The organism is Cellulosilyticum ruminicola JCM 14822 (assembly GCF_001311925.1).
Lineage (GTDB): Bacteria > Bacillota > Clostridia > Lachnospirales > Cellulosilyticaceae > Cellulosilyticum > Cellulosilyticum ruminicola.
On record NZ_BBCG01000024.1, the window covers coordinates 1 to 23,445 of the forward strand.

27 protein-coding genes are annotated in these 23,445 nt (G+C 33.9%); all 27 read right to left on the reverse strand.

The window, feature by feature from the left end:
- Positions 1–216: 216 nt before the first annotated feature.
- Positions 217–756 (reverse strand): QueT transporter family protein, encoded by a 540-nt coding sequence (locus JCM14822_RS09560; RefSeq protein ID WP_054741857.1) that lies wholly within the window; start codon positions 754–756, stop codon positions 217–219.
- A 275-nt stretch (positions 757–1,031) separates the two neighbouring features.
- Complete coding sequence (locus JCM14822_RS09565) at positions 1,032–1,907, reverse strand: DMT family transporter (protein WP_054741859.1); 876 nt, start codon at positions 1,905–1,907, stop codon at positions 1,032–1,034.
- Between the two features lie 62 nt (positions 1,908–1,969).
- Entirely contained in the window at positions 1,970–2,287 is a 318-nt protein-coding gene (gene ppnP, locus JCM14822_RS09570) for a pyrimidine/purine nucleoside phosphorylase (RefSeq protein WP_054741861.1), read from the reverse strand.
- 291 nt (positions 2,288–2,578) lie between these two features.
- A complete protein-coding gene (locus JCM14822_RS09575) occupies positions 2,579–2,806 on the reverse strand; it encodes a hypothetical protein (RefSeq protein WP_054741863.1) in 228 nt (75 codons plus the stop codon).
- Positions 2,807–2,955: 149 nt separating this feature from the next.
- A complete protein-coding gene (locus JCM14822_RS09580; RefSeq protein WP_054741865.1) occupies positions 2,956–3,180 on the reverse strand; it encodes a hypothetical protein in 225 nt (74 codons plus the stop codon).
- Between the two features lie 114 nt (positions 3,181–3,294).
- Positions 3,295–4,056 carry an adenosylcobinamide-GDP ribazoletransferase gene (gene cobS, locus JCM14822_RS09585; RefSeq protein ID WP_054741867.1) on the reverse strand — a complete coding sequence of 254 codons (762 nt, stop codon included), beginning with the start codon at positions 4,054–4,056 and terminating at the stop codon, positions 3,295–3,297.
- The gene (locus JCM14822_RS24980; RefSeq protein ID WP_408606195.1) at positions 4,056–4,142 is read right to left on the reverse strand and encodes a hypothetical protein; all 87 of its coding nucleotides are present in this window, start codon (positions 4,140–4,142) and stop codon (positions 4,056–4,058) included. Before JCM14822_RS24980 ends, cobS begins: the two co-directional genes overlap by 1 nt.
- A gap of 44 nt (positions 4,143–4,186) precedes the next feature.
- Complete coding sequence (locus JCM14822_RS09590) at positions 4,187–4,624, reverse strand: bifunctional adenosylcobinamide kinase/adenosylcobinamide-phosphate guanylyltransferase (RefSeq protein ID WP_330377447.1); 438 nt, start codon at positions 4,622–4,624, stop codon at positions 4,187–4,189.
- A gap of 28 nt (positions 4,625–4,652) precedes the next feature.
- Positions 4,653–5,693 carry a nicotinate-nucleotide--dimethylbenzimidazole phosphoribosyltransferase gene (gene cobT / locus JCM14822_RS09595; protein WP_054741869.1) on the reverse strand — a complete coding sequence of 347 codons (1,041 nt, stop codon included), beginning with the start codon at positions 5,691–5,693 and terminating at the stop codon, positions 4,653–4,655.
- 30 nt (positions 5,694–5,723) lie between these two features.
- A complete protein-coding gene (locus JCM14822_RS09600) occupies positions 5,724–5,999 on the reverse strand; it encodes a cysteine-rich small domain-containing protein (protein WP_054741871.1) in 276 nt (91 codons plus the stop codon).
- Positions 6,000–6,082: 83 nt separating this feature from the next.
- The gene (hemL, locus tag JCM14822_RS09605) at positions 6,083–7,381 is read right to left on the reverse strand and encodes a glutamate-1-semialdehyde 2,1-aminomutase (RefSeq protein ID WP_054741872.1); all 1,299 of its coding nucleotides are present in this window, start codon (positions 7,379–7,381) and stop codon (positions 6,083–6,085) included.
- A gap of 2 nt (positions 7,382–7,383) precedes the next feature.
- The gene (hemB, locus tag JCM14822_RS09610) at positions 7,384–8,352 is read right to left on the reverse strand and encodes a porphobilinogen synthase (protein WP_054741875.1); all 969 of its coding nucleotides are present in this window, start codon (positions 8,350–8,352) and stop codon (positions 7,384–7,386) included.
- A 35-nt stretch (positions 8,353–8,387) separates the two neighbouring features.
- The gene (cobA, locus tag JCM14822_RS09615; RefSeq protein WP_054741878.1) at positions 8,388–9,929 is read right to left on the reverse strand and encodes a uroporphyrinogen-III C-methyltransferase; all 1,542 of its coding nucleotides are present in this window, start codon (positions 9,927–9,929) and stop codon (positions 8,388–8,390) included.
- Positions 9,916–10,821 carry a hydroxymethylbilane synthase gene (hemC, locus tag JCM14822_RS09620; protein WP_054741880.1) on the reverse strand — a complete coding sequence of 302 codons (906 nt, stop codon included), beginning with the start codon at positions 10,819–10,821 and terminating at the stop codon, positions 9,916–9,918. Before hemC ends, cobA begins: the two co-directional genes overlap by 14 nt.
- A 5-nt stretch (positions 10,822–10,826) precedes the next feature.
- On the reverse strand, positions 10,827–12,074 hold the full coding sequence (gene hemA, locus JCM14822_RS09625; RefSeq protein ID WP_054741882.1) for a glutamyl-tRNA reductase: 1,248 nt from the start codon (positions 12,072–12,074) through the stop codon (positions 10,827–10,829).
- A 213-nt stretch (positions 12,075–12,287) separates the two neighbouring features.
- Positions 12,288–12,992, reverse strand: a complete 705-nt coding sequence (locus tag JCM14822_RS21830) for a cobalt-factor II C(20)-methyltransferase (protein ID WP_054741884.1) — start codon at positions 12,990–12,992, stop codon at positions 12,288–12,290.
- Between the two features lie 24 nt (positions 12,993–13,016).
- Positions 13,017–13,790, reverse strand: coding sequence for a sirohydrochlorin cobaltochelatase (locus tag JCM14822_RS21835; protein ID WP_054741886.1), 774 nt, complete (start codon positions 13,788–13,790; stop codon positions 13,017–13,019).
- A gap of 104 nt (positions 13,791–13,894) precedes the next feature.
- The gene (gene cobJ, locus JCM14822_RS09640) at positions 13,895–14,620 is read right to left on the reverse strand and encodes a precorrin-3B C(17)-methyltransferase (RefSeq protein ID WP_054741887.1); all 726 of its coding nucleotides are present in this window, start codon (positions 14,618–14,620) and stop codon (positions 13,895–13,897) included.
- Positions 14,621–14,679: 59 nt separating this feature from the next.
- Positions 14,680–15,432, reverse strand: a complete 753-nt coding sequence (locus JCM14822_RS09645; RefSeq protein WP_054741890.1) for a cobalt-precorrin-4 methyltransferase — start codon at positions 15,430–15,432, stop codon at positions 14,680–14,682.
- A gap of 30 nt (positions 15,433–15,462) precedes the next feature.
- Positions 15,463–16,017 carry a decarboxylating cobalt-precorrin-6B (C(15))-methyltransferase gene (locus tag JCM14822_RS09650; protein WP_054741892.1) on the reverse strand — a complete coding sequence of 185 codons (555 nt, stop codon included), beginning with the start codon at positions 16,015–16,017 and terminating at the stop codon, positions 15,463–15,465.
- Positions 16,007–16,621 carry a cobalt-precorrin-7 (C(5))-methyltransferase gene (locus tag JCM14822_RS09655; RefSeq protein WP_054741894.1) on the reverse strand — a complete coding sequence of 205 codons (615 nt, stop codon included), beginning with the start codon at positions 16,619–16,621 and terminating at the stop codon, positions 16,007–16,009. The genes JCM14822_RS09650 and JCM14822_RS09655 overlap by 11 nt, the downstream gene beginning before the upstream one ends.
- Positions 16,614–17,765, reverse strand: a complete 1,152-nt coding sequence (cbiD, locus tag JCM14822_RS09660) for a cobalt-precorrin-5B (C(1))-methyltransferase CbiD (RefSeq protein ID WP_054741896.1) — start codon at positions 17,763–17,765, stop codon at positions 16,614–16,616. Before cbiD ends, JCM14822_RS09655 begins: the two co-directional genes overlap by 8 nt.
- A 27-nt stretch (positions 17,766–17,792) precedes the next feature.
- A complete protein-coding gene (locus JCM14822_RS09665) occupies positions 17,793–18,425 on the reverse strand; it encodes a cobalt-precorrin-8 methylmutase (protein ID WP_054741898.1) in 633 nt (210 codons plus the stop codon).
- Positions 18,412–19,509 carry a threonine-phosphate decarboxylase CobD gene (gene cobD / locus JCM14822_RS09670; protein ID WP_054741900.1) on the reverse strand — a complete coding sequence of 366 codons (1,098 nt, stop codon included), beginning with the start codon at positions 19,507–19,509 and terminating at the stop codon, positions 18,412–18,414. The genes JCM14822_RS09665 and cobD overlap by 14 nt, the downstream gene beginning before the upstream one ends.
- A gap of 29 nt (positions 19,510–19,538) precedes the next feature.
- The gene (gene cbiB, locus JCM14822_RS09675) at positions 19,539–20,492 is read right to left on the reverse strand and encodes an adenosylcobinamide-phosphate synthase CbiB (protein ID WP_054741903.1); all 954 of its coding nucleotides are present in this window, start codon (positions 20,490–20,492) and stop codon (positions 19,539–19,541) included.
- Between the two features lie 7 nt (positions 20,493–20,499).
- The gene (locus JCM14822_RS09680) at positions 20,500–21,867 is read right to left on the reverse strand and encodes a cobyrinate a,c-diamide synthase (RefSeq protein WP_054741905.1); all 1,368 of its coding nucleotides are present in this window, start codon (positions 21,865–21,867) and stop codon (positions 20,500–20,502) included.
- Positions 21,857–23,398 carry a cobyric acid synthase gene (locus tag JCM14822_RS09685; RefSeq protein ID WP_054741907.1) on the reverse strand — a complete coding sequence of 514 codons (1,542 nt, stop codon included), beginning with the start codon at positions 23,396–23,398 and terminating at the stop codon, positions 21,857–21,859. The genes JCM14822_RS09680 and JCM14822_RS09685 overlap by 11 nt, the downstream gene beginning before the upstream one ends.
- Positions 23,399–23,445 lie beyond the last annotated feature (47 nt).

The following is a 23,445-nucleotide window of genomic DNA, read 5'->3' on the forward strand; positions in this document are numbered from 1 at the left end:
TGTGCTATGAATCATCCATACGTTTACGGCGGAAATGATAATAGTACAATACGCATTCTATGTACACATACTTGTGGTGTTCATGTGAAAGGGGTTCTAATTGAAAAATTTTATCCACAGAAGGCAACTTTTGAATTGTAAAATATCATCATTTTGTAATAAAGCCAAACACAACTCAAAACCTTAATATTGTGTTATACCTCTAATTTAGAGTATTTATTTAGTGATTTTATTAATAACAGATTGATAACGACTCATAATGAAGTACACAACTGGTACACCAATAATAGTTACTACAATAAATTCACCAAAAGCTACATTTCCCATAAGCCCTATTAACGCTGTAAGATTTTTTGTCATGCTGCCTTCTGCAATGCTACATGTGTAAATAACCCATCCTACAATAAGCCCATTAACAATCGTTGGCCAAATAGATGCTACAATAAGTCCTTTTTTGCTGCCTTTAAATGCTTTAGCTGTGTAATAAATCGCACTTACACTTAAAAGTGTGGCAAGTGTTCCAAAGACACCATCCATTAATAAATAAGGTGACATTAAAATATTTACAATAAAGCATCCAAGTGTTAAACCAATAATATAAATTGGATTGAAATATGCTAAGAATACCATAATCTCTGATAATCTAAGTTGTAGTGGTGTAAAACTGATACTTGAAAAGATTGCTGTAAGTACAGCGTAAATTGCCGCAATCATTGCAATTTGAACAAGTTGTTTAGTTGTCATTTTCGCTTTCATAAGCCTCTCCTTTGATAATACTTTTTCAATTCTGCATAAATCAAATAGTTCATATCATATTAAAGAGGTCATTAGTATAGTTTTCCCTCTACTAATGACCTCATATAATCATTCCATATATTTTATAATATGGATTTATTAATCTTTTTATTCTCTTATCTTACCGTAGTTTTATTTTTAGACAGGAGGTTCACGAACTGTCTTTATTCAATTGCTTTCTATTATACCTACTTATAAATATTTTTTCAACCTTTTACATAGTATGTATAATTTTTCTATTCCATTAAAGCATGCATATACTCCGCAATTATTACACTGACCAAAATCAAAAAGGCGCCTATCCCCACATTTATTGTGAGCTTCTCACTTAAAATAATAATAGAAAATAATGTCCCAAATACTGATTCCAAAGACATAATAATGGCTGCCCTTGCAGAAGTTGTATACTTTTGACCAATGGTTTGGCATAAGAAGGCTAAGAAAGTGCTGAAGACCCCTAAGTATCCTACTGGTATCAACATTTCCAGCCCTAGATTTTGTGGTGGTTCTTCAAAAATGACTGAGCATACAAATCCTAATATGCAACATGTAAGCATTTGAAATACAGAAATCAAACAAACATCATTTTGCTTTGTATAATGTCCTAATGCTGTAATCTGTCCTGCAAAGAAGATTGCTCCCAATATAGCTAATACTTCTCCTATACCTATATTAAAGCCCATTTCTGCATTTAAATTAAGAAAACCAAAACCTATTATTGCAATGATACTGGCAATCATATTGTATTTCTTAATATCTTCTTGAAAAAAGATATAAGATAAAAATGGCACGATTAATACATTAAGTGCTGTTAAAAAGGCCAATTTCCCTACATTTAAAAATTCAGCAGCTACAGTCTGTCCTGCAAATCCTAAAAATAAAAATAAGCCACTTACAGTCCCTGCTATTATATCTTTTTTTGTAGTCTTCTTAATCCTTCTTCCAAAAACGATTCCCATTAATATACTAGCAATCAAAAATCGTATTGCGATCATATAAAATGGTCCTAATGTATCTAACGCCTTAGCTACGCCTATAAAGCCACCGCCCCATACTATTGCCGTAATCAAAAGTAATATATCGCCTCGCCATGTAGTCTTATTTATGCTCATTATCTAATCCCCATTTATTTACTCTGTAATCTATCTTATTATATAAGTTTTTTAATTTCTACTTACTCTTTCACATAAGAACAACAATAATCACTTACTTCTTTTACACGTACTTCAAAACTAGAATTACTTGGTACTTCGAAAACTTCTCCTTCTTTATAACTTACAAAAGCATCACTATCTGGTAATTTAACTTCCATATTACCTGCTAAAATTTCCATTACCTCTTTAAGTCCTGTTTTAAAGGTATATTCACCTGGACACATAATGCCTAAAGTTTTTCTTTCTCCATCTTTTAAAAAGACCGTTCGACTTGTTACATTTCCATCAAAATACACGTTCGCTTTTTTCATTAATGTTACATTTTCAAATTGTACCATACTCAAGACTCCTTTTTATTTGATATGCTTTTCTTTATATTTTACAATATAACATTAAATTTTTCTATCATTTTTATAACTTATTTGTTACAAGATATAAATAATCAATAAATTTTGTTCTAATTTATTAAGACATTCTTATGACACAAAAAATGAGCTATAGAATGTCACCATTCATATAGCTCAATATAACAGTTTAAATTTTAACAATGTCTTGAACAAAGTTTTAGATTTAATTTATTTTTTCTTCTGCTTCTCCATAATATATCCGCATATTACCATCCAAAAATTCTAACTCGTAGTTACTTGTTCAATCTTGGTTACTTTTACTACATATGTCTGAGTTCCATCTATGTTTACAAAGGTATAATCTCCATTTGCATCTGTAAATTGTGACTCTACAAGTACATCTCCACTGATTAATCCAACAAAAGCATTAGGTATAACTACCGGCAGGCTGCTTCCTTCAATAACAACACGTCCTGTAATACTTGCTAGATTTATATTATCACTTACCAAAGCAAATGTAAGATTACGTCCAAGTGTATCTGCTGCTATTTTTATTGTTTGCGTTTGATTATCATATCTTAATTTACTTGCTGTTACATTATAAATAACTAAAGGTACAAAATCATCATATGCTATAAAAGAACCATCATCTGCCGTCGTTAATGTAACCGTATCGCTAATGGATTATTTGTTGGCTGTAATAAAAATAACAAGGATATTACATCTGTGTTTGTAAATGTTTCTTCAGCTGTTGCAGTTATATCATTTGCTATAGGATTTCCATCATGATCATATACAACTACTCTAACACCATTTGTAAGTACAGGGTTGTCTTGTGTTCCTGTATAAACTATGCCATTGATTGTTAATAATACTTTATTCACACTAGTAAGAGGTATTATAATATGTCTTTTTATTTCGTTAAGTGACAAGCAATACTTATATATCCATATAAATAACTAAAAAAGGCTGCCTTAATACCTGAGGCAAGCTTTTTTCTATAAAAAATACATAGCAATGCATACACCTAGTTCTGTAAGTTCACAAATACAGCCTAATACATCTCCTGTAATTCCATCTATTTTTCTATAAACACTTCTTTCAAAAAGTTTTAGTATCACTATAACAATTCCTATTAAAACAGTTGTTTCAATGACAACATTTAAGCTAAATGACTCAAATAGCCATAATACTCCCAATGTAATTACAATTGTTGTACTCAAAGCTATGCCTAATGAAGTATTACTTACTTTACCAATAAAGATATTTCCCATGCCATGAGCCCTAGGCGTCTTGCCATGATAACAACTTAACACTTGCATAGTCCTAGCAATCACAGGCATTATAATAACAACCCATAACTTATTTTGATTTAATAATTCCATTAAGAACCCTAATTTTAGTAACAGTACAAACACTACACTCAATAAAGCATTTGTCCCTACTCTAGAATCCTTCATAATCTCTAAAATACGTTCTTTATCACGATAACTATAGAGACCATCAAAGGTATCACCCAAACCATCTAAATGAAGACCTCCTGTAAGCATGGCTGTTCCCACTAAAATAAGCGTGGCTACAATAAAATTATTGTTAAAGCACATTTCACCTATATATCCTATAACATAATAAATAATACCTAAGATTAAGCCAACTAAAGGGAAATATCTCGTACTCTCATGAAAGTCTTCTATAAAACCAATATCCATATTAATAGGCATACGTGTAAGGAATTGTACAATCCCTATGAATTTCTTCATTACTTACCTTCCCCCTTAATTTGCATCGGTATGCCGCTTACCACAAAGTATACCTCATCTGCAGCTCTTGCAATTAATTGATTCATACGTCCTATAATATCTGTATAAATACGTGTCAGCTTATTAGCTGCTACAGGCTCATGCCTATTTCATTTGTAACAATCACAAAATATAAATGCGTTTGTTTTACAGCTTCAATAAGCTTTTCAAATTCTTCTTTGATATTTTCCTCGATTTCATTAGCCTGCTCTGGTGTGATTTTGTCATAATCTATATTCTCTTTAAACATTAAATTATTTACCATTAACGTAACACAATCTAAAATAACTGTTTCATTTTCTGATGCAACTTCAGGAATACTTGCATAAACTTGTTCATAAGTTTCATAAGTCTTCCACTCACTAGGACGACTTTCTCTGTGTTTCCTTACACGGTCTTTCATTTCTTCATCAAAAGGAATGCTTGTTGCGATATATGCTGTTTGATTATTTTGGGCCTTACATAGACTTTCTGCAAAGCTACTTTTACCAGATCTTGCACCTCCAGTAACTAGAATTAATCTACTCATTAACTTACCTCCAACCCCCTTTTTTATATTAACAATTACTTTCTGCTCTTGTAGCCATATTCTCATAAACAAAATTAGCTGCATCCATAATATTAAATACTAAAATACCCCCTGTTCCTTCTCCAAGTCTCATATCTAAATCCAACATAGCTTGTACTCCTAAAAGCTCTAGGGCTCTCTTAGTTCCTGGTTCTGCTGAATAATGTGAACCTATCATATAATCACGGCTAATAGGACATAAATGATATGCCACAAGTGCTGCTGCATATGAAATAAAGCCATCTAATACAATTGGTACACGGTAAAGGGCGCCACCCAAAATAGCTCCAGCCATAGCGCCTATTTCAAAACCACCTACTTTAGCAAGCACATCTATAGCTTCTTCTTTGTTTGGTTTATTAAGTGCAATAGCACCGCGAATGACATTAGCTTTATGTACGACTCTCTCTGGACTTAATCCTGCTCCTTTACCTGTTACTTCTTTAGGGTCACATTGTCCAAAAACTGAAATAATAGCACTAGATGGTGTCGTATTAGCAATCCCCATCTCACCTATACCAATTACTTTATAGCCTTCTTCTACACATTTTCCTACAACTTCAATTCCTACCTCTAAAGCTCTAATAGCTTCTTCTCTAGTCATAGCTGGCCCCTTAGCCATATTACTTGTGCCCTTTCGAATTTTATAATTTAAAACGTCTTCTAAAGGCTCATCACATTTTACACCTACATCTATAGCTTTAATATCCGCACCTATAAATTTAGCAAGCGTTCCTACACCGCAAATACCTTTTGCAAAGTTAGGAATTTGCGCCTTTGTAATCCACTGCGGATCAGCAGCTACGCCTTCTTCATAGACACCATGATCTCCCGCAAATCCAACCACTACCTTTTTAGAAATATCAAAGCTTGTTTTTTCATAAATACCAGCTAAGGTGCGGCATATATCCTCTAGTTTTCCCATACTTCCTAAAGGCTTACTTAAATTATCTAACTTAGCCTGTGCTATTTTCATAGTTTCTTGATTTAAAGGTTTTATATTTTCTAAAGCTGACTCTAAGTTATACATTTTCCACCACCTATTATTTTATCCACCAAATTATTTATCATCTACAGATTTTACTTCTTTAGCCAATGCCATAACTTCTTTCATTTTTTCCATTACGTATTCATACCCATTAGATCCATGTGTTTTAGTACATTTCATACAACTTTTAATACCTTTAGCTGTATACTCGAAACCTCCTCCACATTTGTCTCCTAAAGCATATAATGGGCAATAGCAAAAAAGACAGTTAAATGTCTCCTCATCTTTTACCTTATGACATGGGAAGTACTCACATTGTTTGTTTTGAAAAAATTTATAATACGCCATTCATATTTCCTTTACTACTTTTTTATTATATGTAGAAATCATATGCTCCACCCACGGCATATGATTTCTACAGGCTCTTATATTTACATGTGTTCTTTTACAACTTTAAGTGCTTCATAGCTTGCTTTAATAGTTGTATCAATATCCTCATCTGTATGTGCATGCGAGAGGAACATGCCTTCAAATTGTGCTGGTGGCAGAATAATACCACGTTTAAGCATTTCTTCGAAATAAATTTTAAATAACTGTGTATTACAATGTTTCACGTCATCATAATTTCTAATTGGTCCTGGTGCAAAGAATAAACATACAAGTGAACCACTATCATTTACAGTGAAATCAAGACCAAGTTCTTCGATATTACGTTTTAATCCAGTTGCAAGACGTACTGCTTTTTCTCTTAGGCTTGTGTAAATCTCTGGGTTATCTCTTAAGATTTCTAAGTTCTTTTTACCCATATACATAGCAAGTGGATTTCCTGATAATGTACCTGCTTGATAAACTGGCCCTAATGGAGATACCATAGACATAATCGCATCTTTTCCACCATAAGCTCCTACTGGAAGACCTGCACCAATGATTTTACCGAAGCATACCATATCTGGTTTAATGCCAAAGTATTCTACCGAACTACCATATGCTATTCTAAATCCTGTGATAACTTCATCAAAAATTAAAACACTTCCATACTCTGTACATACATCTCTTAATGTTTGTAAGAACTCTTTAGTTCCTTCAATAACACCCATATTTCCTGCTACTGTTTCTACGATAACAGCTGCGATTTCATTGCCTTCTGTTTCGAAAATTTCTCTTACAGCTTCTGGGTCATTATATCTTGCTACAATTGTATCTTTTACAACATCCGCTGGTACTCCTGGACTTGTAGGTACGCCGAATGTTAAAGTTCCTGAACCAGATTTTACAAGAAGTGCATCTGAATGTCCGTGATAGCATCCTTCAAATTTAAGGATTTTATTTCTTCCTGTATAACCTCTTGCTACACGAAGCGCACTCATAGTTGCTTCTGTTCCTGAGTTTACCATTCTTACTTTATCAATAGCTGGATAAGCTTCTACAATAAGCTTTGCCATTTCTACTTCAATAGCTGTTGGAAAACCATAACTTGTTCCTCTTCTTACTACTTCTTCAATGCCATTTACAATGATATCTGGGCTATGTCCTAACATAAGCGGCCCCCATGAACATACATAATCAATAAATTCATTGCCATCTACATCTGTTACCCTGCTTCCATGGGCATGATCAATAAATACTGGATCTAATCCTACTGATTTGAATGCTCTAACCGGGCTATTTACACCCCCTGGAATATATTTTACCGCTTCTTCAAAAATTGCTTTTGACTTCTCGTTTTTCATCTTTAGCATCCTTTCATCTTTCTAGCTAATTCTTTTGCAAAGTATGTGATAATAATCGTTGCCCCTGCACGTTTAATAGACATGACACTTTCATAAATAGCATCTTCGCTTAAAAGACCATTTTTGACAGCTAACTTAAGCATTGAGTATTCTCCACTTACATTGTAAGCTGCAATTGGCATATTGAAGTTATCTTTAAAACGTCTAATTACGTCAAGATAAGAAAGAGCTGGTTTGACCATAATGATATCTGCGCCCTCTTCACAGTCTAATGCCCCTTCACGTAAAGCTTCATCACTATTTGCTGGGTCCATTTGATATGTTTTTCTATCTCCGAAACTTGGTGCTGAATGAGCTGCTTCTCTAAATGGGCCATAGAAACTAGATGAGTATTTTGCGCTATAAGCCATAATAGATACATTCATATATCCAGCTTCATCAAGTCCTTGTCTAAGCGCTGAAATACGTCCATCCATCATGTCTGAAGGTGCTACCATATCTGCTCCAGCTTCTGCATGACTTACTGCAATTTTTGTAAGATATTCAAGGGTTTTATCATTATCTACATAACCTGTTTCAGTCAAAATACCGCAGTGTCCATGACTTGTATATTCACACATACATACGTCTGTAATAACGAACATTTCAGGGTCCCATTCTTTAATCGCACGTACAGCTTTTTGTACGATGCCATCATGGGCAAATCCTTCTGAACCACATTCGTCTTTATGATTTGGAATACCAAATAAAATAATATAACGGATGCCTAAGCTTTTAAGCTCCATAATTTCTTCTCTTAAACGGTCAATTGAAAAATGATATACATCTGGCATAGATGAGATTTCTTCTTTAATATTTTCCCCTTCAACTACAAAAAGTGGATAAATGAAATCTTCTACATGAAGTACTGTTTCACGTACTAAATTGCGGATTGCCTGACTGCTTCTTAATCTTCTTGGTCTTTTAATCATCTTTCTTATCCTTCCTACCTATACATTTTATTTAATTAATCATTACTAATGGTTTCTAATACACTTTCAATTTTAGCTTCTGGTGACTGCTTATAAACATTCATGCCTAACTCTCTCATCTTAGCTGATGTGATTTCACCTATTGAAATAAGCTTAACCCCTTCTAATTTTAAAAGATTTTCGCATCCTAATATTTCCATAAAATAAGTAGCTGTAGAAGCACTTGTAAATGTAATATAATCAACTTCTTTATTTTCTAATAAAGCCACAAGTTCAGTGCGTCTTTCTTCTAAACTTTTTACTTCTTCTAACCCATTAATAGAAGTTTGTGTGTCCATGACTGTCTCATATACTGTTGCATATGTGAGCTCACAAATCTTATCTAATGAATCTCTTAAAAAGTCTCTGGCATTTGTAGCTTGTGGTAATAAAACTTTATCTTCTTTTCGAAGCATCTTTTCAAGACTTGTATATAGCGATTCTGCTACAGCTTTTTCTGGCACAATATCCGCTAAGATTCCTTTTTCTCTAAGAACCTTTTCTGTAATAGCACCTATAGCTGCTACCTTCACATTACCTAATGCCCTTAAATCTTTACCAGACTCAAGTAAATTTTTAAAGAATATTTCTACTGCATTTTGACTTGTAAACACAATATAGTTATAAGTATCTATTTGAGCTATAGCTGATTTTAAAACTGTTTGATCTTCATTTTCTTTAATAGAAATTGTAGGTAGTTCAATGGCTCTTCCACCTTCATCTTGAATACGGCTTACAAGCTGACTACTTTGTGTTCTTGCACGAGTTACCATGATTCGTTTACCAAAGAGAGGTCTATTTTCAAAGAAGTTAAGTTTTTCTCTATATCTCACAACATCCCCTACTACGATTAAAGTAGGTGGTTTCACTCCTTCTCTAAGTGCAATTTCATAAATTTCTTCAAGATTTCCTGTTACCACACTTTGGTTATAACATGTTGCCCAGCTAATAAGGGCTACTGGTGTGTCTTTTGATTTACCTGCTGCCATTAACTTAGTGGCGATTTTATTTAAGTTAGCCACGCCCATTAAGAATACTAAAGTCCCTTTTAACTTACCTAATACATCCCAGTCTAATTCATCATTTTCATCTTTTAAATGCCCCGTAATAACATGGAAAGATGAAGCCGCATCGCGGTGTGTAATTGGAATTCCCGCATAACATAAACCGCCAATAGCTGATGTAACTCCTGGTACGACTTCGAAATCTATGCCTCTCTCATAGAGATATTCACCTTCTTCTCCGCCACGTCCAAATACGTAAGGGTCTCCTCCCTTAAGTCTAGCTACAATTTTACCTTCTGCTGCTTTGCGTGCAATTACTTCATTAATTTCATCTTGTGGCAATGTATGATTACTAGACGCTTTCCCTGCATCAATATATTCACATCCTGCTTTGCCTTGTTTTAAATACTCACTATTTGCTAAACGGTCATATACGATTACATCTGCTTTTTGTAAGCATTCTAACGCTTTTAATGTTAATAATTTATAATCCCCTGGTCCTGCGCCAATGAGGTAAACTTTACCCTTTTTCATTCTTAAATGCCTCCCTTACCTCTTCTGCTAACTTCTTGCCAATTAATACGGCTTCATCTTTATGTCCCGTTAAGCTTTTCTTAATCAAAATCGTTCCTTCTTCATCTCCATAGAGTCCTGTTAAAGTAATGTTTTCACCTTCTACTTTACAATATGCACCTACTGGTATATGACAGCTTCCCTCTAAAGTATCTAAGAAACTTCTTTCTGCTTCCATCTGAATCTTAGCCGCTTCATCATATATAGATTTCATAAGTTCATCAATATGCGCATCATTTTTACGTACTTCAATGGCAAGTATGCCTTGGGCTGGTGCCGGAATCACTTTCTCTGGTAATAAATAACAACTAATTTTATCTTTTAGTCCCACACGTTTAAGTCCCGCTGCCGCAAGTACAACGCCATGTAAATTCTCCGTTTCAATCTTACGGATTCTTGTATCTACATTCCCTCTAATTGGTACAATATTTAAGTCCGGTCTTAAGGCTAAAAGTTGATACTTTCTACGTTTACTTCCTGTGCCAATTGTTGCTCCTTGTGGTAAATCTGCAAGTGTACTATAGCCTTCTTTTAAAACTAAAGCATCACGCATATCTTCTCTTGGTGGTGTATAAGAAAATTTAAGGCCTTCTGGCAATTTAGATGGCATATCCTTCATGCTATGTACAGCAAGGTCAATGCTGCCATCTAAAAGTTTGAGTTCTATTTCCTTTGTGAATAATCCTTTATCACCAATTTTATCTAATGGGATATTTTGAATCATATCTCCTTTAGTTTTGATAATCTCTACTTCAAATTCTACACCTGGGTTATGAGCTCTTAACTGATCTACTACCCAGTTTGTTTGTGTAAGCGCAAGTTTACTACCTCTTGTCCCAACTTTAACTTTCATTTTTACTACCTCTCTTTATTCAAGTCAAATAACGTTTCTACAATCTGTGCATACTGCATTTTTTCTTCATGATCCTTTGTTCCTCTAAGCTTTACAATAGGCTCTCTTATTACCTTTCTAAGAGCACTTAAAAGGTACTTATTAATCATTTCCTGATCTTCTTCTGAAAGATTTAATTTCTTATTAATTTGATGCATTGTATTTTCACCAATCTGCTCACATCTTGCATTAAGTCCCCAAATAATCGGGTCCATACGTAAACTTTCAAGCCAGATATTTAACTCTTTCATGCTTTCCATTATCATCATTTCTGCCTGACCTACTAACTGCTGTCTTAAAGCATTATTCGCCTCAGAAACAGCTTTCAAATCATCTATATCATATAAATACACATCTTTGAGCTTTCTTACGCTTGGATCAATATCCCTAGGCATAGCAATATCCACCATATAGAGTGGCTTTTGACGCTTTGTAATATGTTCTTTTTTTAAGATTACATGTGGGGATGCCGTTGCACTCACCACAAAGTCTACATCGCCTAATATGTCATAGCGTTTTTCATAGAGAATAGGTGTAAGCCCTTCATACTTATCTGCTAAAGTCTCCGCTCTTGCATGGGTACGATTCGTTACATAAATTGTCTTTACCTTTTCTGCTTTAAGATATTTAATAGTCAGCTCATTCATTTTACCTACGCCAATAATTAATGCTTTCTTATCTTCTAGGCTGCCTTGTAACTCTTTTAAAAACTTTACCGAAATATGACTGACAGACAATGGATGTTCCGACATTTTCGTTGTACTTTTAATTTCTTTAGCTGTTGTAACTGCTTCACGAAATACTTTGTTAAGCACTTTCTTACTTGTTCCCTCTGCCATAGCTAGCGTATGTGCATCTTTTACCTGTCCTAAAATTTGATCCTCACCTATAACAATGGAATCAAGTCCCGCTGCCACATGATATAAGTGTGATATGGCCTCACTGCCTATCTTTTCAAATAAATATTCCTTAATACGAGGTGCATCAAAATACGTTCTATAGAACTCTTTCACCAGTTCCACTTTATCTTCAATCTCATCATCACAAATATAAATTTCACTACGATTACAAGTAGATAAAATAATACATTCTGCAACACCCGCCGCATTAAAAAAGTTTAATCCTTCAATTTTTTTACTCTCTGTAAATGCTACACATTCTCTTATCTCAATAGGACAAACCTTATGATTTACGCCTATTACTGCAATCTCCATAGTGCACCTCCTTCTAGCTAATTGACCTATTTATATCATTTCTTAAAAAAACTTTACTAACCATTTAGCTCCTAAAATTCTTTTAAGAAATCCTATAAATAATATAATTTCTCTACGTTAATATCATGTACAATTCTTGTATACTTTAATAGGCATGGTAAATAGAGCTCACCCTATTTACCATGCTATCATTGATGTTATTTTAACAACTTATTATCTATTTAATTTCTTATTAATTAAGATTGTAGAGAAGTATGAAATCTTATCTTTAAGCCCTACCTCTTTTAAATTCCTATAAACTACTTCACTTTCTTGTGAAGAATTACTTACTAAAATAGCATACTCTAATAAATCATTTTCTTCAATCTTAGCGATGATTTTTTCAAAATTTCTGTAAACCTTCATTAATACTAATGAGTTATAATTTGCTAAAGCATAATCCAGTTTTTCTTCTGCTGTTGTACATGGTAGCACAATAAGTGGCTCTTTATCCATAACTAATGGAAAGTTTTGATTAGATGCAATATGTGAGAATGATGAAATACCAGGAACAGTTTCTACCTTAATTCTCTCTTCTAAACGTTCCATAATATAAACATAAGTACTGTAAATCATAGGGTCTCCCAATGTAATGAACCCTACTTCTTTACCAGCTTCTACATCTTTTACAACTTCATCAGCTATAGCATCCCATGCTTTAACTTTCTCCTCTGTATTGAAAGTCATTGGAAAATGTCTTGTTTTGATTTCTAAATGATCATTTAAATGTGGTTTTACAATTGATAACGCTAAACTGCCTTCATCTTTACTAGATTCAGGTGTATATAAAATATCTAGTTTATTTAAAACGTCTACAGCCTTAAGTGTTAAAAGTGAACTATCTCCAGGCCCTGTCCCAATACCATAAAATTTTGCCATGTTATTTCTCCTTTTATATTCTGTCTATGCAATGCTTTCTTTTGCGTGTGTAATGAAACGTTGTTGTACGCCTTCATATTCACCTAAGCCTTTGAAGATAATTTCTACTTCATAACCAGCTTCTTCGAAAAGAGTTTTCCATGAATCCTCCTCATCACTAGCCATATCATTTGTAGCATGATCTCCTGCTACTAACATAAATGGTGTGAGATAGATTTTTTTGATATGATCTCTTTTAAGTCTCTTAAATACTTCACCTATTTCTGGATAACCTTCTACAGTTCCCACATAGATTTTCATATCCTCTTGATCAAACATATAGTCAAGAGCGCAGTAAGCAGAGTGTGCTGGATGCTCTGTCCCATGTCCCATAAATACAAGTCCTTCTCCTTCTTTAAGTTCTGGAAGTTCTTGTTTTAAAAGTGCTACAGTTTCTTTGTAGTCATTAATAAGTGTTAAAAGTGGACGCCCTAATGTAATCTTTTTAAATTTATCTTTATATACCTCTACTTGGTCTTTAAGCTTTGTATATTCATCTCCACAAATAATGTGTAATGATTGTACAATGACTTCTTCATACCCTAATTCATAAATTCTTTGAAGCGCTTCTTCTGGATTATCAATCACAAATCCTTCTTCTCTTGCAATCTTTCTAATAACCATATCTGATGTGTACGCTCTAAAGAAATCATATCCTTCAAAAGCCTCTTTAATTTTATTTTCACATGCTACAATTGTCTTTTCTCTTGTATCTTGATAACTTGTACCAAAACTCACTACTAATACTGCCTTTTTCATATTGCTTCATCCTCTACTTTTTTATTAACTCCCCACATCCTAGTTCTTTATCTGATTTAATTAAGCACATCTTATCTTATCTACTTATAAAAATCAATTATTTTCTATACTGTATATCCTCTAGGCGTAATCATAAAATCTTCGTGAATAAATGTACTCTTATTTCCGATTACAACCATAGTTGTCATATCAACTACTTCATAATTCATTGTGTCAAATGTACAAATGATTTTTTCTTCACCTTCACGACCAGCATCTTTTACGATACCTACTGGTGTATCACCTGATTTAAATTCTCTCATAATGTTAAATGCTTTTTCTAAATGATCTTTACGTCCTCTACTTCTTGGGTTATAAAGACAAATTACAAAATCCGCCTGCGCTGCTAATCTAAGTCTTTTTTCAATCACTTTCCATGGTGTTAAAAGGTCACTTAAACTAATGTGGCAGAAATCATGCATAATAGGTGCTCCCAAAATACCTGCTGCTGCAATACTTGCTGTTACACCGGGGATAACTTTTACTTCTATCTTAGTTTCTTCTTTTGTAGCAAGTTCTAAGATAAGTCCTGCCATCCCATAAATCCCACTATCTCCACTACTGATCACTGCTACATTTTTACCTGTCTTAGCAATTTCAATAGCTTCTTTACAACGTTCAACTTCTTGACGCATGCCATTTTGCATTACTTCTTTGTCTATTAACATATCTTCAATTAATTTAATATAAGTTTTGTATCCTACAATAATATCAGCATTTTCAATTGCTTCAATTGCTTCTAATGTCATTGTTTCTTTGCCACCTGGGCCGATTCCTACTACTGCAATCATTTCTAAATCCTCCTGATGTCTCTTATTCTATAATTACTTTTATTATATTCTAGTCTAAATTATGATCTAAACTCATGTTTGAAATGTTTATCATAAAGCTTTGAGTAATTGTACTCTTTCCCTAAGAAACGCCCTACCATAATAAGAGCTGTTTTATTAATGCCAGCTTCTTTTACCTTTGCTACAATATCTTTAAGTGTGCCTCTAATTTGCTTTTCATCTTCCCATGTTGCTTTATAAACAACGGCCGCCTCTGTATCTTCTGGGTAACCACCTTTAATAAGCTTTTCTACAACTTTTTCAATACCTTGTGTCGATAAGAAAATTACCATAGATGTTTGATGCTGTGCATATGATTCTAATGATTCTAATGGTGGTACTGGTGTTCTGCCTTCCATACGTGTAATAATAACACTTTGTGAAACTTCTGGTACTGTATATTCTACCCCTAATGATGAAGCTGCACCTAAAAATGAGCTTACCCCTGGAACACAATCGTATCCGATATCATATTTCGCAAGTTCCTCTACTTGTTCACGAATTGAACCATAGATTGAGAAATCTCCTGTTTGTAAGCGTACTACTGTTTTACCAGCTCTTATGCCATTTACAAAGACTTCTGTGATTTCTTCTAAGTTCATATATGCACTATCATGAAGCTCACAGCCTTCTTTGCAATAATCTAATAAATCTTTATTAATTAATGATCCCGCATAAACAACTACATCTGCCTCTGTAAGTATTTTATAGCCTTTAAGTGTAATTAATTCTTTATCTCCAGGTCCTGCGCCTACAAAATGTACTTTATTCATTTTGTTCTCCTTTAACTATTTATTTTTTGTCTATTTTTTAGTTGCTTCGATTAAAAAGATAGGGTTAAAAGGCTTAAAGTACTCCCCTTTTCCTAGCTTATCTAATTTGCTTACACTAAGCATTGTAGCATCAATATCTTCAAAACCATATTTTCTAAATAACTTTAAGCATTCATTAAAAGTATCTAAAATAATAAAGTTGGCTACGATTCTTCCGCCTTCATTTAAAAGCTCATGACACCATTTAATGATTTCTTCAAGTTTAGCACCTGTACCACCAATGAAAATCCCATCCATCTTTTCATCAATTTGAACTGGTGCATAACCTTCTATGATTTCCATATTGCTAAGCTCAAATTTATCTCTATTTTGTTTAATAAGTTCTATAGCTGGCTCTTTGCATTCTACAACATAAACTTTCATTTCATCATAAGTTCTAGCCACTTCTACGCATACACTACCAGTTCCTGCACCTACATCTAAGAATGTCTTTTTGCCCTTTAAATCAAGTTTATTAATAGCAATAGCTCTTACTTCTTCTTTTGTAATAGGTACTTTACCTGTAATGAATTCACTATTTTTCATCTACTATCACCACCACATTCATTTCATAATTCTCTGTTTCCAAAACTTCTTCAGGTCTCAATTTTGTAATACGTTCATTATCATAAGATAGGTTTTCGCCTATCCACATCATCTTATTTAAACCACTCTTAATAATTTCTTTAGCGATTTCATAAGGACCGATTTTATCATCTGTTACCATAGCTACTTTTTCATGAGCCAATATAAATGGGAAGTTTGGTATTTTGCCGTGACTACTTGTAATATATACATCATTCATATTCATAGGTATTTGACTAAACATATAAGTCGTCGCACTAATGCCTGAGATAATCTCAAAGCTGCCTTCTTCTAACTGCTCACTTAAGTATTTACCAATGCCATAAAGCATAGGATCGCCTGAAGCAACTACAGTGATTTCTTTATTTAAATAATTTACTTTAATAAACTGTAATATTTCTTTTAAATTATTGCCAATCTCTAATGTTTCTCCAGTAAACATCTCTTCTAAACTTTGTAAGTTTCGTTTGCCGCCTATTAAAACATCACTTTGTGCAATAGCCGCCTTACCTTTGTCTGTAATAAGTTTTATATTTCCTGGACCTAGGCCTACAATATTAATCATTGTCTACCTCCTCTACCTCAGGTGTTAACGGTGTATATCTTTCTAAAAGCGCATCTACACTTTCAGACCTTGCAAGTTCATCTCCTGCCATAGTAAATAGGATAACCCCTATATTTATACTTTCATCTTGTAAATGGATTTTACATCTTGTTTCACATTTATCTCCAAGGATCTGATAAACTTCCTGTAGTCCTTCTCTTTCAATAATCTCCAATGTAGCTTCTATCGTTAAGCAGCTCTCTACTTCTTTAAGAATTTCATATCTTACTCCCATTAATGCTAGGTTAGCAATCATTATCTCACTTCTTGCATCCGCCACCCTACTATGAGTATGAAAAATACCTGCTGCTACTTTAATAAGCTTTCCAAGATGTCCTGCTATGACAATCTTTTTGAAACCAATGCGCTTACATTCTACAAGCATATAACTTACAAAGTTACTCATACGCACGACATGTTTACTATCAATTTTTAAAACATTGCTTACAAAGCGTTCACCATGATTTCCTGGTACTAATATAATTTCTTCGATGCCTTGGGCCTTCTTCATTTCAAGCTCTACAGAAAGTGAACGCTTCCAGCCTTCATCAGACATAGGTTCTACAATACCCGTTGTTCCTAAAATCGAAATGCCACCCATAATCCCCAGTCTTGGATTAAAAGTTTTTTTAGCAATTTCTACGCCTTCTGGTGCAGAAATAACAACCATCATTCCTCTATTTGTTCCAATGACACTACGTACTTCTTTACTAATCATCTGACGTGGCACTTTATTAATAGCTGCTTCGCCCACTGCCCCATCTAATCCTCTTTGTGTAATACGTCCTATACCAAGACCACCATCTATAGTTATTTTATTGTCTTCCTGCCATCTAACTGTGGCATAAATCATCATGCCATGAGTGGCATCCACATCATCTCCGCCATCTTTTTGAATAGCACAAGTAACGCTATCTGCATCTCTTATAATATGATGTACTTTTAGATTTAAGACGATGCCCTTAGGCGTATCAATTTGTACTTCTTCGATATCCTCTCCTGTAAGCAGCATAAATGCTGCCGCTTTGGCAGCACCTGTGGCGCTACTTCCCGTTGTATATCCTCTGCGATATTTCTTCCCGTCTACATATACGAATTCTTCCATTGTCTTCTCCTTGAAGCCTAAATCTCACTATAGACTATATACGATTGCATTAATGATTGCTGCTGCTAAATTGCTGCCACCTTTACGTCCTTTAGAAAGAATATAGGGAATATCTGTTTGTTCTAAAGCATCTTTAGATTCAGCTGCTCCAACGAATCCTACTGGTACGCCTACTACCGCGTCTACATCTAACCTGCCTTCTTCTTTCATTTCCATCACTTTATAAAGTGCTGTAGGCGCATTACCTAATACAAAAATTTTACGTCCTTCCTGAGCTGCTGCATATTCTACAGCTGCCATCGAACGTGTCATTTCTTTTTCTTTTGCCATAGCACTTACTGTTTCATCACTTACATAACATTTTACTTCTACACCTAACGCTTTAAGTCTTGTTTTATTAATCCCACTTAAAGCCATATTGGTATCTGTGTAAATTGTTGCACAATTTAAAAGAGCATCTTTGATTGATTCTACTGCTGTTTCAGATATTTTAAGAATATCTAAGTATTCAAAGTCTGCTGTTGTATGAATGGCACGTTTAATAATTTTCTCTTCTACTTCATTTTTGAATTCATATCCTGGTCTAGTTTCATCAATAATATCTTGAATAATTTCAAAACTTTTCGTTTCAATTGCCATAGGATTTTTAATATAACTCATGATTTAATTCCTCTCTTATTGCTGCTATGAGCTGATTATTTTCTATTTCACTTTTAACTGCTACACGGATAAAATGTTCATCTAATCCTTTAAAATTAGATGCATCTCTTATAAGCATATTATGTTTTTTAAATAAATTCGTTTTAAGTTCACTTGCCGTCTTTTCAAATAACTGTATTAATATAAAATTAGTTGTTGCTTCATATACTTTGAGTCCTTTAATCTCACTCAAAGTATTCATCATACGTTCACGTTCTTTAATAAAGTAAGCTTTACTTTCTTTAATATAAGCTTTGTCTTCTAAGAATTTAGGTGTTAATGCCTCTGCAAAACTATTCACTGTCCAAGGTTCTTTATAGTTATACATACCTTCTAGTAATGTCTTATTACTAGTTACGCCATAGCCTAATCTTAAGCCTGGAAGCCCAAAAAATTTAGTAACAGCCTTAATAATAATTAAATTCTTATACTGACTTATTTTATTTACTAAACTTAATTTTTCCTCTTCTGCTACAAACTCCATAAATGTTTCATCTACAATTAAAAGTTTTTCCCTTGCTTCTAGAATCTCTATAATTCCTGTAAGATCCTGTACATGTCCTGTAGGATTATTAGGATTACAAATAAATAAAGCATCTATTTCATCTAAGCTTTCTGCAAGCTTTGCCTGATTTATCTCAAATGTATTTCCTGCTTCTGTTAGATACAAGTCTTTAATTTGCATCCCACTTAACCTACTACTACGTTCATACTCTGAAAAAGTAGGGTTCATCACGCCTAATGTGCCACCTTGTAACTTATTATTTAAAGTCTTCATAAGTAAATACACGATTTCTGTTGCACCATTACCTACTATAATTTCTTCAGCCTTTACGCTTAAATATGTGGCAATAGACTTTCTAAGTACTGTATAGTGAATATCTGGATAAGCCTTGGCATTTTGTAAGGCTTCTTTTAATACTTCTTCTAAAACTTCTGGTACCTTCGGATTAATATTAGAACTAAAGTCAATAATCTCCTTTGGATTCTTACCATACAAGCTTGCCATTTCTTCTACATTGGCTCCATGTCCTAATGATTTCATTTAATTTCTCCTTCTTGCTTAAATCTGCTTTAAAGCATACCTAAACCTATTTTAATACCAATAAAAATAATTAAGGCTACAATTGATGTTACATACATAAATTTATTAGTTCTTACGATATCCTCACGCTCTGTCTCACGTTTTTTATCACCAATCGTTGGTTTATAAACCACCTCACCAAAGTAGACATTTGTCCCACCTAATTGAATACCTAAAGCTCCTGCTACTGCCCCCTCTGGGTAAGCACAATTAGGACTCTTATGATTTTTACGGTCTCTTATTGCTATTTTAATGCAGTCTCTTGCATTATAACGTAAAATGAAACTTGCAATCATCATTAAAAAGGCTGTAAGTCTTGCTGGAATATAGTTGGCCACATCATCAATCTTAGCTGAAACAAAACCAATATCTCCATACTTCTCATTTTTATAACCCACTGTAGAATCTAAAGTATTAATAGCCTTATAAGCAAAAGCTAAAGGTGCACCACCAATACAAGCATAAAATAATGGGGCAATAATACCATCTGTTGTATTTTCTGCCACAGTTTCTACTGTAGCACGTACAATCTCACCTTCATCTAACTGGCTTGTATCGCGTCCAACAATATAAGAAAGCTGTTTTCTAGAAGCTTCTATATCACCAGTCCCTAAAACTTTATAGATTTTAACAGCTTCGTCTTTTAAACACTTAGTTGCTAAAGTTGTATAAATTAAAAATGCATTGACCACAAAAACTACTATTGGATGAATATCCGCTACTTTTACAATACTCCATGCAACTAAATACGTCACACCCACTGTTACAAGCCATAAAATAAACCCGCCTACTTTAAGTGCTCTTTTACTTTTGGCACACTTTCTCACTTTGCCTTCTACAAAACGGATAAGCTTACCTATGAAACGTACTGGATGCGGAAACTCATAAGGATCTCCAAAGATTAAATCTAATATATACCCCATAATAATCTGTAAACTCGCCATATTTATCTCACACCTCTATTAAAAAATGTGCAAGTGCTTCCAAGTTACTATAGAAATGAATGTGCAAATAAGCAGCTAATGTATTACCTTTGCTATAGCCTCCACTCCATTTATCCTCTTCCTTAGCCTTAGCACCTTTTTGCATAATATAAACACCTTTTTCTTTGCTTTCAAACTCTGAATGGTGAAATTCATGTCCTCTTAAAGTATCGCCTACTTTAGAAAGAATCGTTTCTTCTTGAGCAGTGCCATAACAGTAGCCAAAACGTTTAAGTGATTTTGTCATACGGCTTACTCCTTCAAAAATGCCTACCATCTCGTAGTAATTTTCATCATGGTCAATTAATCCCTCACCTAAATACATTAATCCGCCACATTCTGCATAAATCGGTATACCTGCTTCATGGGCCTTTTTAATAGCTTCACGAACGACCTTATTCGCTGCTAGTTCTTTTCCAAAAACCTCTGGGAACCCACCACCAATATAAATATAATCACAGACTGGTAATTCTTTATCATATAATGGACTGAAGTTTACGATTTCAAGTCCCATATCTCTTAGTAAATCTAAGTTATCTGCATAATAGAAGTTAAATGCCTTATCTTGGGCAATAGCAATCTTCTTTCCTTTCACTTTTGTAAGCCCACTAGATACTATTTCTGGTTTATAATCCGTTTCTACATCTTCCGTCTCACAAAGTTCTAGGAGACGATCAATATTAATATATTTCTCTATTTCACTTCCTAAGCTCTGGAACTTATCATCTAAAGCTTCCATTTCGTTACTTGGTACAAGCCCCAAGTGTCTAGATGGTAAACTGAAGCTTTCATTTGGAGGGAAGTAACCTAATACTTCTACCCCACAATATTTCTCAATAGATTCTTTAACTAATTTGTAATGCCCTTCTGTACGTACATTATTAGCAATGACTCCGCAAATATTAAGATCTGGATCTATTTTTTGATACCCAAGTACCATAGCTGCACTAGAAGCTGCCATAGCCTTAGCATTGATAACAAGAATAACTGGAATATTTAATAACTTAGCCATACTGCTGCTGCTACAATTATTAATATCTGTCCCCTTTCCATCATATAAGCCCATTACACCTTCTACCACGCTAATATCTGCATCCACCTTAACCTTATTAAATAAGTACTTTAACTTTTCTTCTTCTAACATATAAGCATCTAAATTTCTAGACGCACGTTTTGTAATGTGAGTATGATAAGCTGTATCAATATAATCTGGTCCTACTTTATAAGGCTGTACCACCATATTTCTATTTTTAAGTGCCTGCATAATTCCAAGTGATATAGTCGTCTTACCTACACCACTATTTGTACCAGCAATTAATATCTTTCTAGATTGCATTCCCATTCTCCTTAAGTCCTAAAATCTCATAAATAGCAGCCATATCCATATTTTCTCTTACTACTGCTGCTAACTTATCATATTCGCCTTCTTTAAAATCAGCATATGAGGCTACTTCACTTTGAACATCCTCTAAGTTTTTCTCACGACGTATAATATTTAATAAGCCTCTTAAGAATTCTGCTTCATCAAATATTCCATGCATATAAGAACCAATGACATTTCCTTCTTCATTCATGCAGCCTTCTAAATAATTCACAGCTTCACCTAAACTGTTTGCAATAGTTAAAAGTTCCTGACATGGGCCTGTTTTCCTGCTTACACCCATGTGAATCTCATAACCTTTTACAATTTTGCCACCAAGCTCTTTAAAACATCCTGGTAAGTCTTCATTAATCTTACCAATTACCTGAGTTGTCACTTTCTCCTCTGCAAAAGTTGTCTCCATATTTAAAAGTCCAAGACCATAACACTCTTTCTGCTCACCTTCTACTCCTGATGGATCATAAATCTTTTGTCCTAACATTTGATAGCCGCCACATACACCCCAGATTAACTTACCTTCTTTTTGAAGTTTATGAATTTCAATATCTAGTCCGCTTTCCTTTAAATACATTAAATCCGCAATAGTATTTTTACTTCCTGGAATAATAACCATATCAGTTTCCCCAATTGATTCTCCTCGTCTTACATATCTTAAGTTAACATCTTCTTGGGTTTCAAACATATTAAAATCAGTAAAGTTAGAGATATGTGGTAAGTAAAGCACAGCTATGTCTATAGGTTTTGATTTACTGCGTTTATTTTTGAAACTTCTTGATAAACTATCTTCATCTTCAAGCTTAAGATATGTATAAGGTATAACCCCTAATACTGGAATTTTAATAATATCTTCAAGCATTTTAATTCCTGGCTCTAAAATTGTTTTATCCCCACGGAATTTATTAATAATTACGCCCTTTACACGTTTACGTTCTTCCTCTGTTAAAAGCATAATTGTCCCTGCTAAGGAAGCAAATACACCACCGCGGTCAATGTCACCAATTAAAATAACCGGTGCATCTGCAATCTCTGCCATTCCCATATTTACGATATCTTTATCACGTAAATTAATTTCCGCAGGACTTCCTGCACCTTCAATTACAACTATATCGTGTTTGCTGCTAATATCCTCATAAATCTCACGAATCATTCCTGCAAGCTCTGGTTTAAATTCATGATACTCTCTAGCATTCATATTTTTATAAACCTTACCATTAATAATAACTTGAGATTTACGATCTGAAGATGGTTTTAATAAAATAGGATTCATGCATACTTGTGGTTTCATACCCGCTGCCTCTGCTTGAAATACTTGAGCACGTCCCATTTCTAATCCTTCATCTGTAATATATGAATTTAAAGCCATATTTTGTGATTTAAATGGAATAGGCTTTAAACCATCTTGTTTAAATATTCTACAAAACGCTGCTGTTATAAGGCTCTTCCCTGCATCAGAACAAGTACCTTGAAACATAATACATTTACTCATGTTCAATTCTCCTTTAAATGTTTTTTAATTTTTCACAGGGAAAAAGG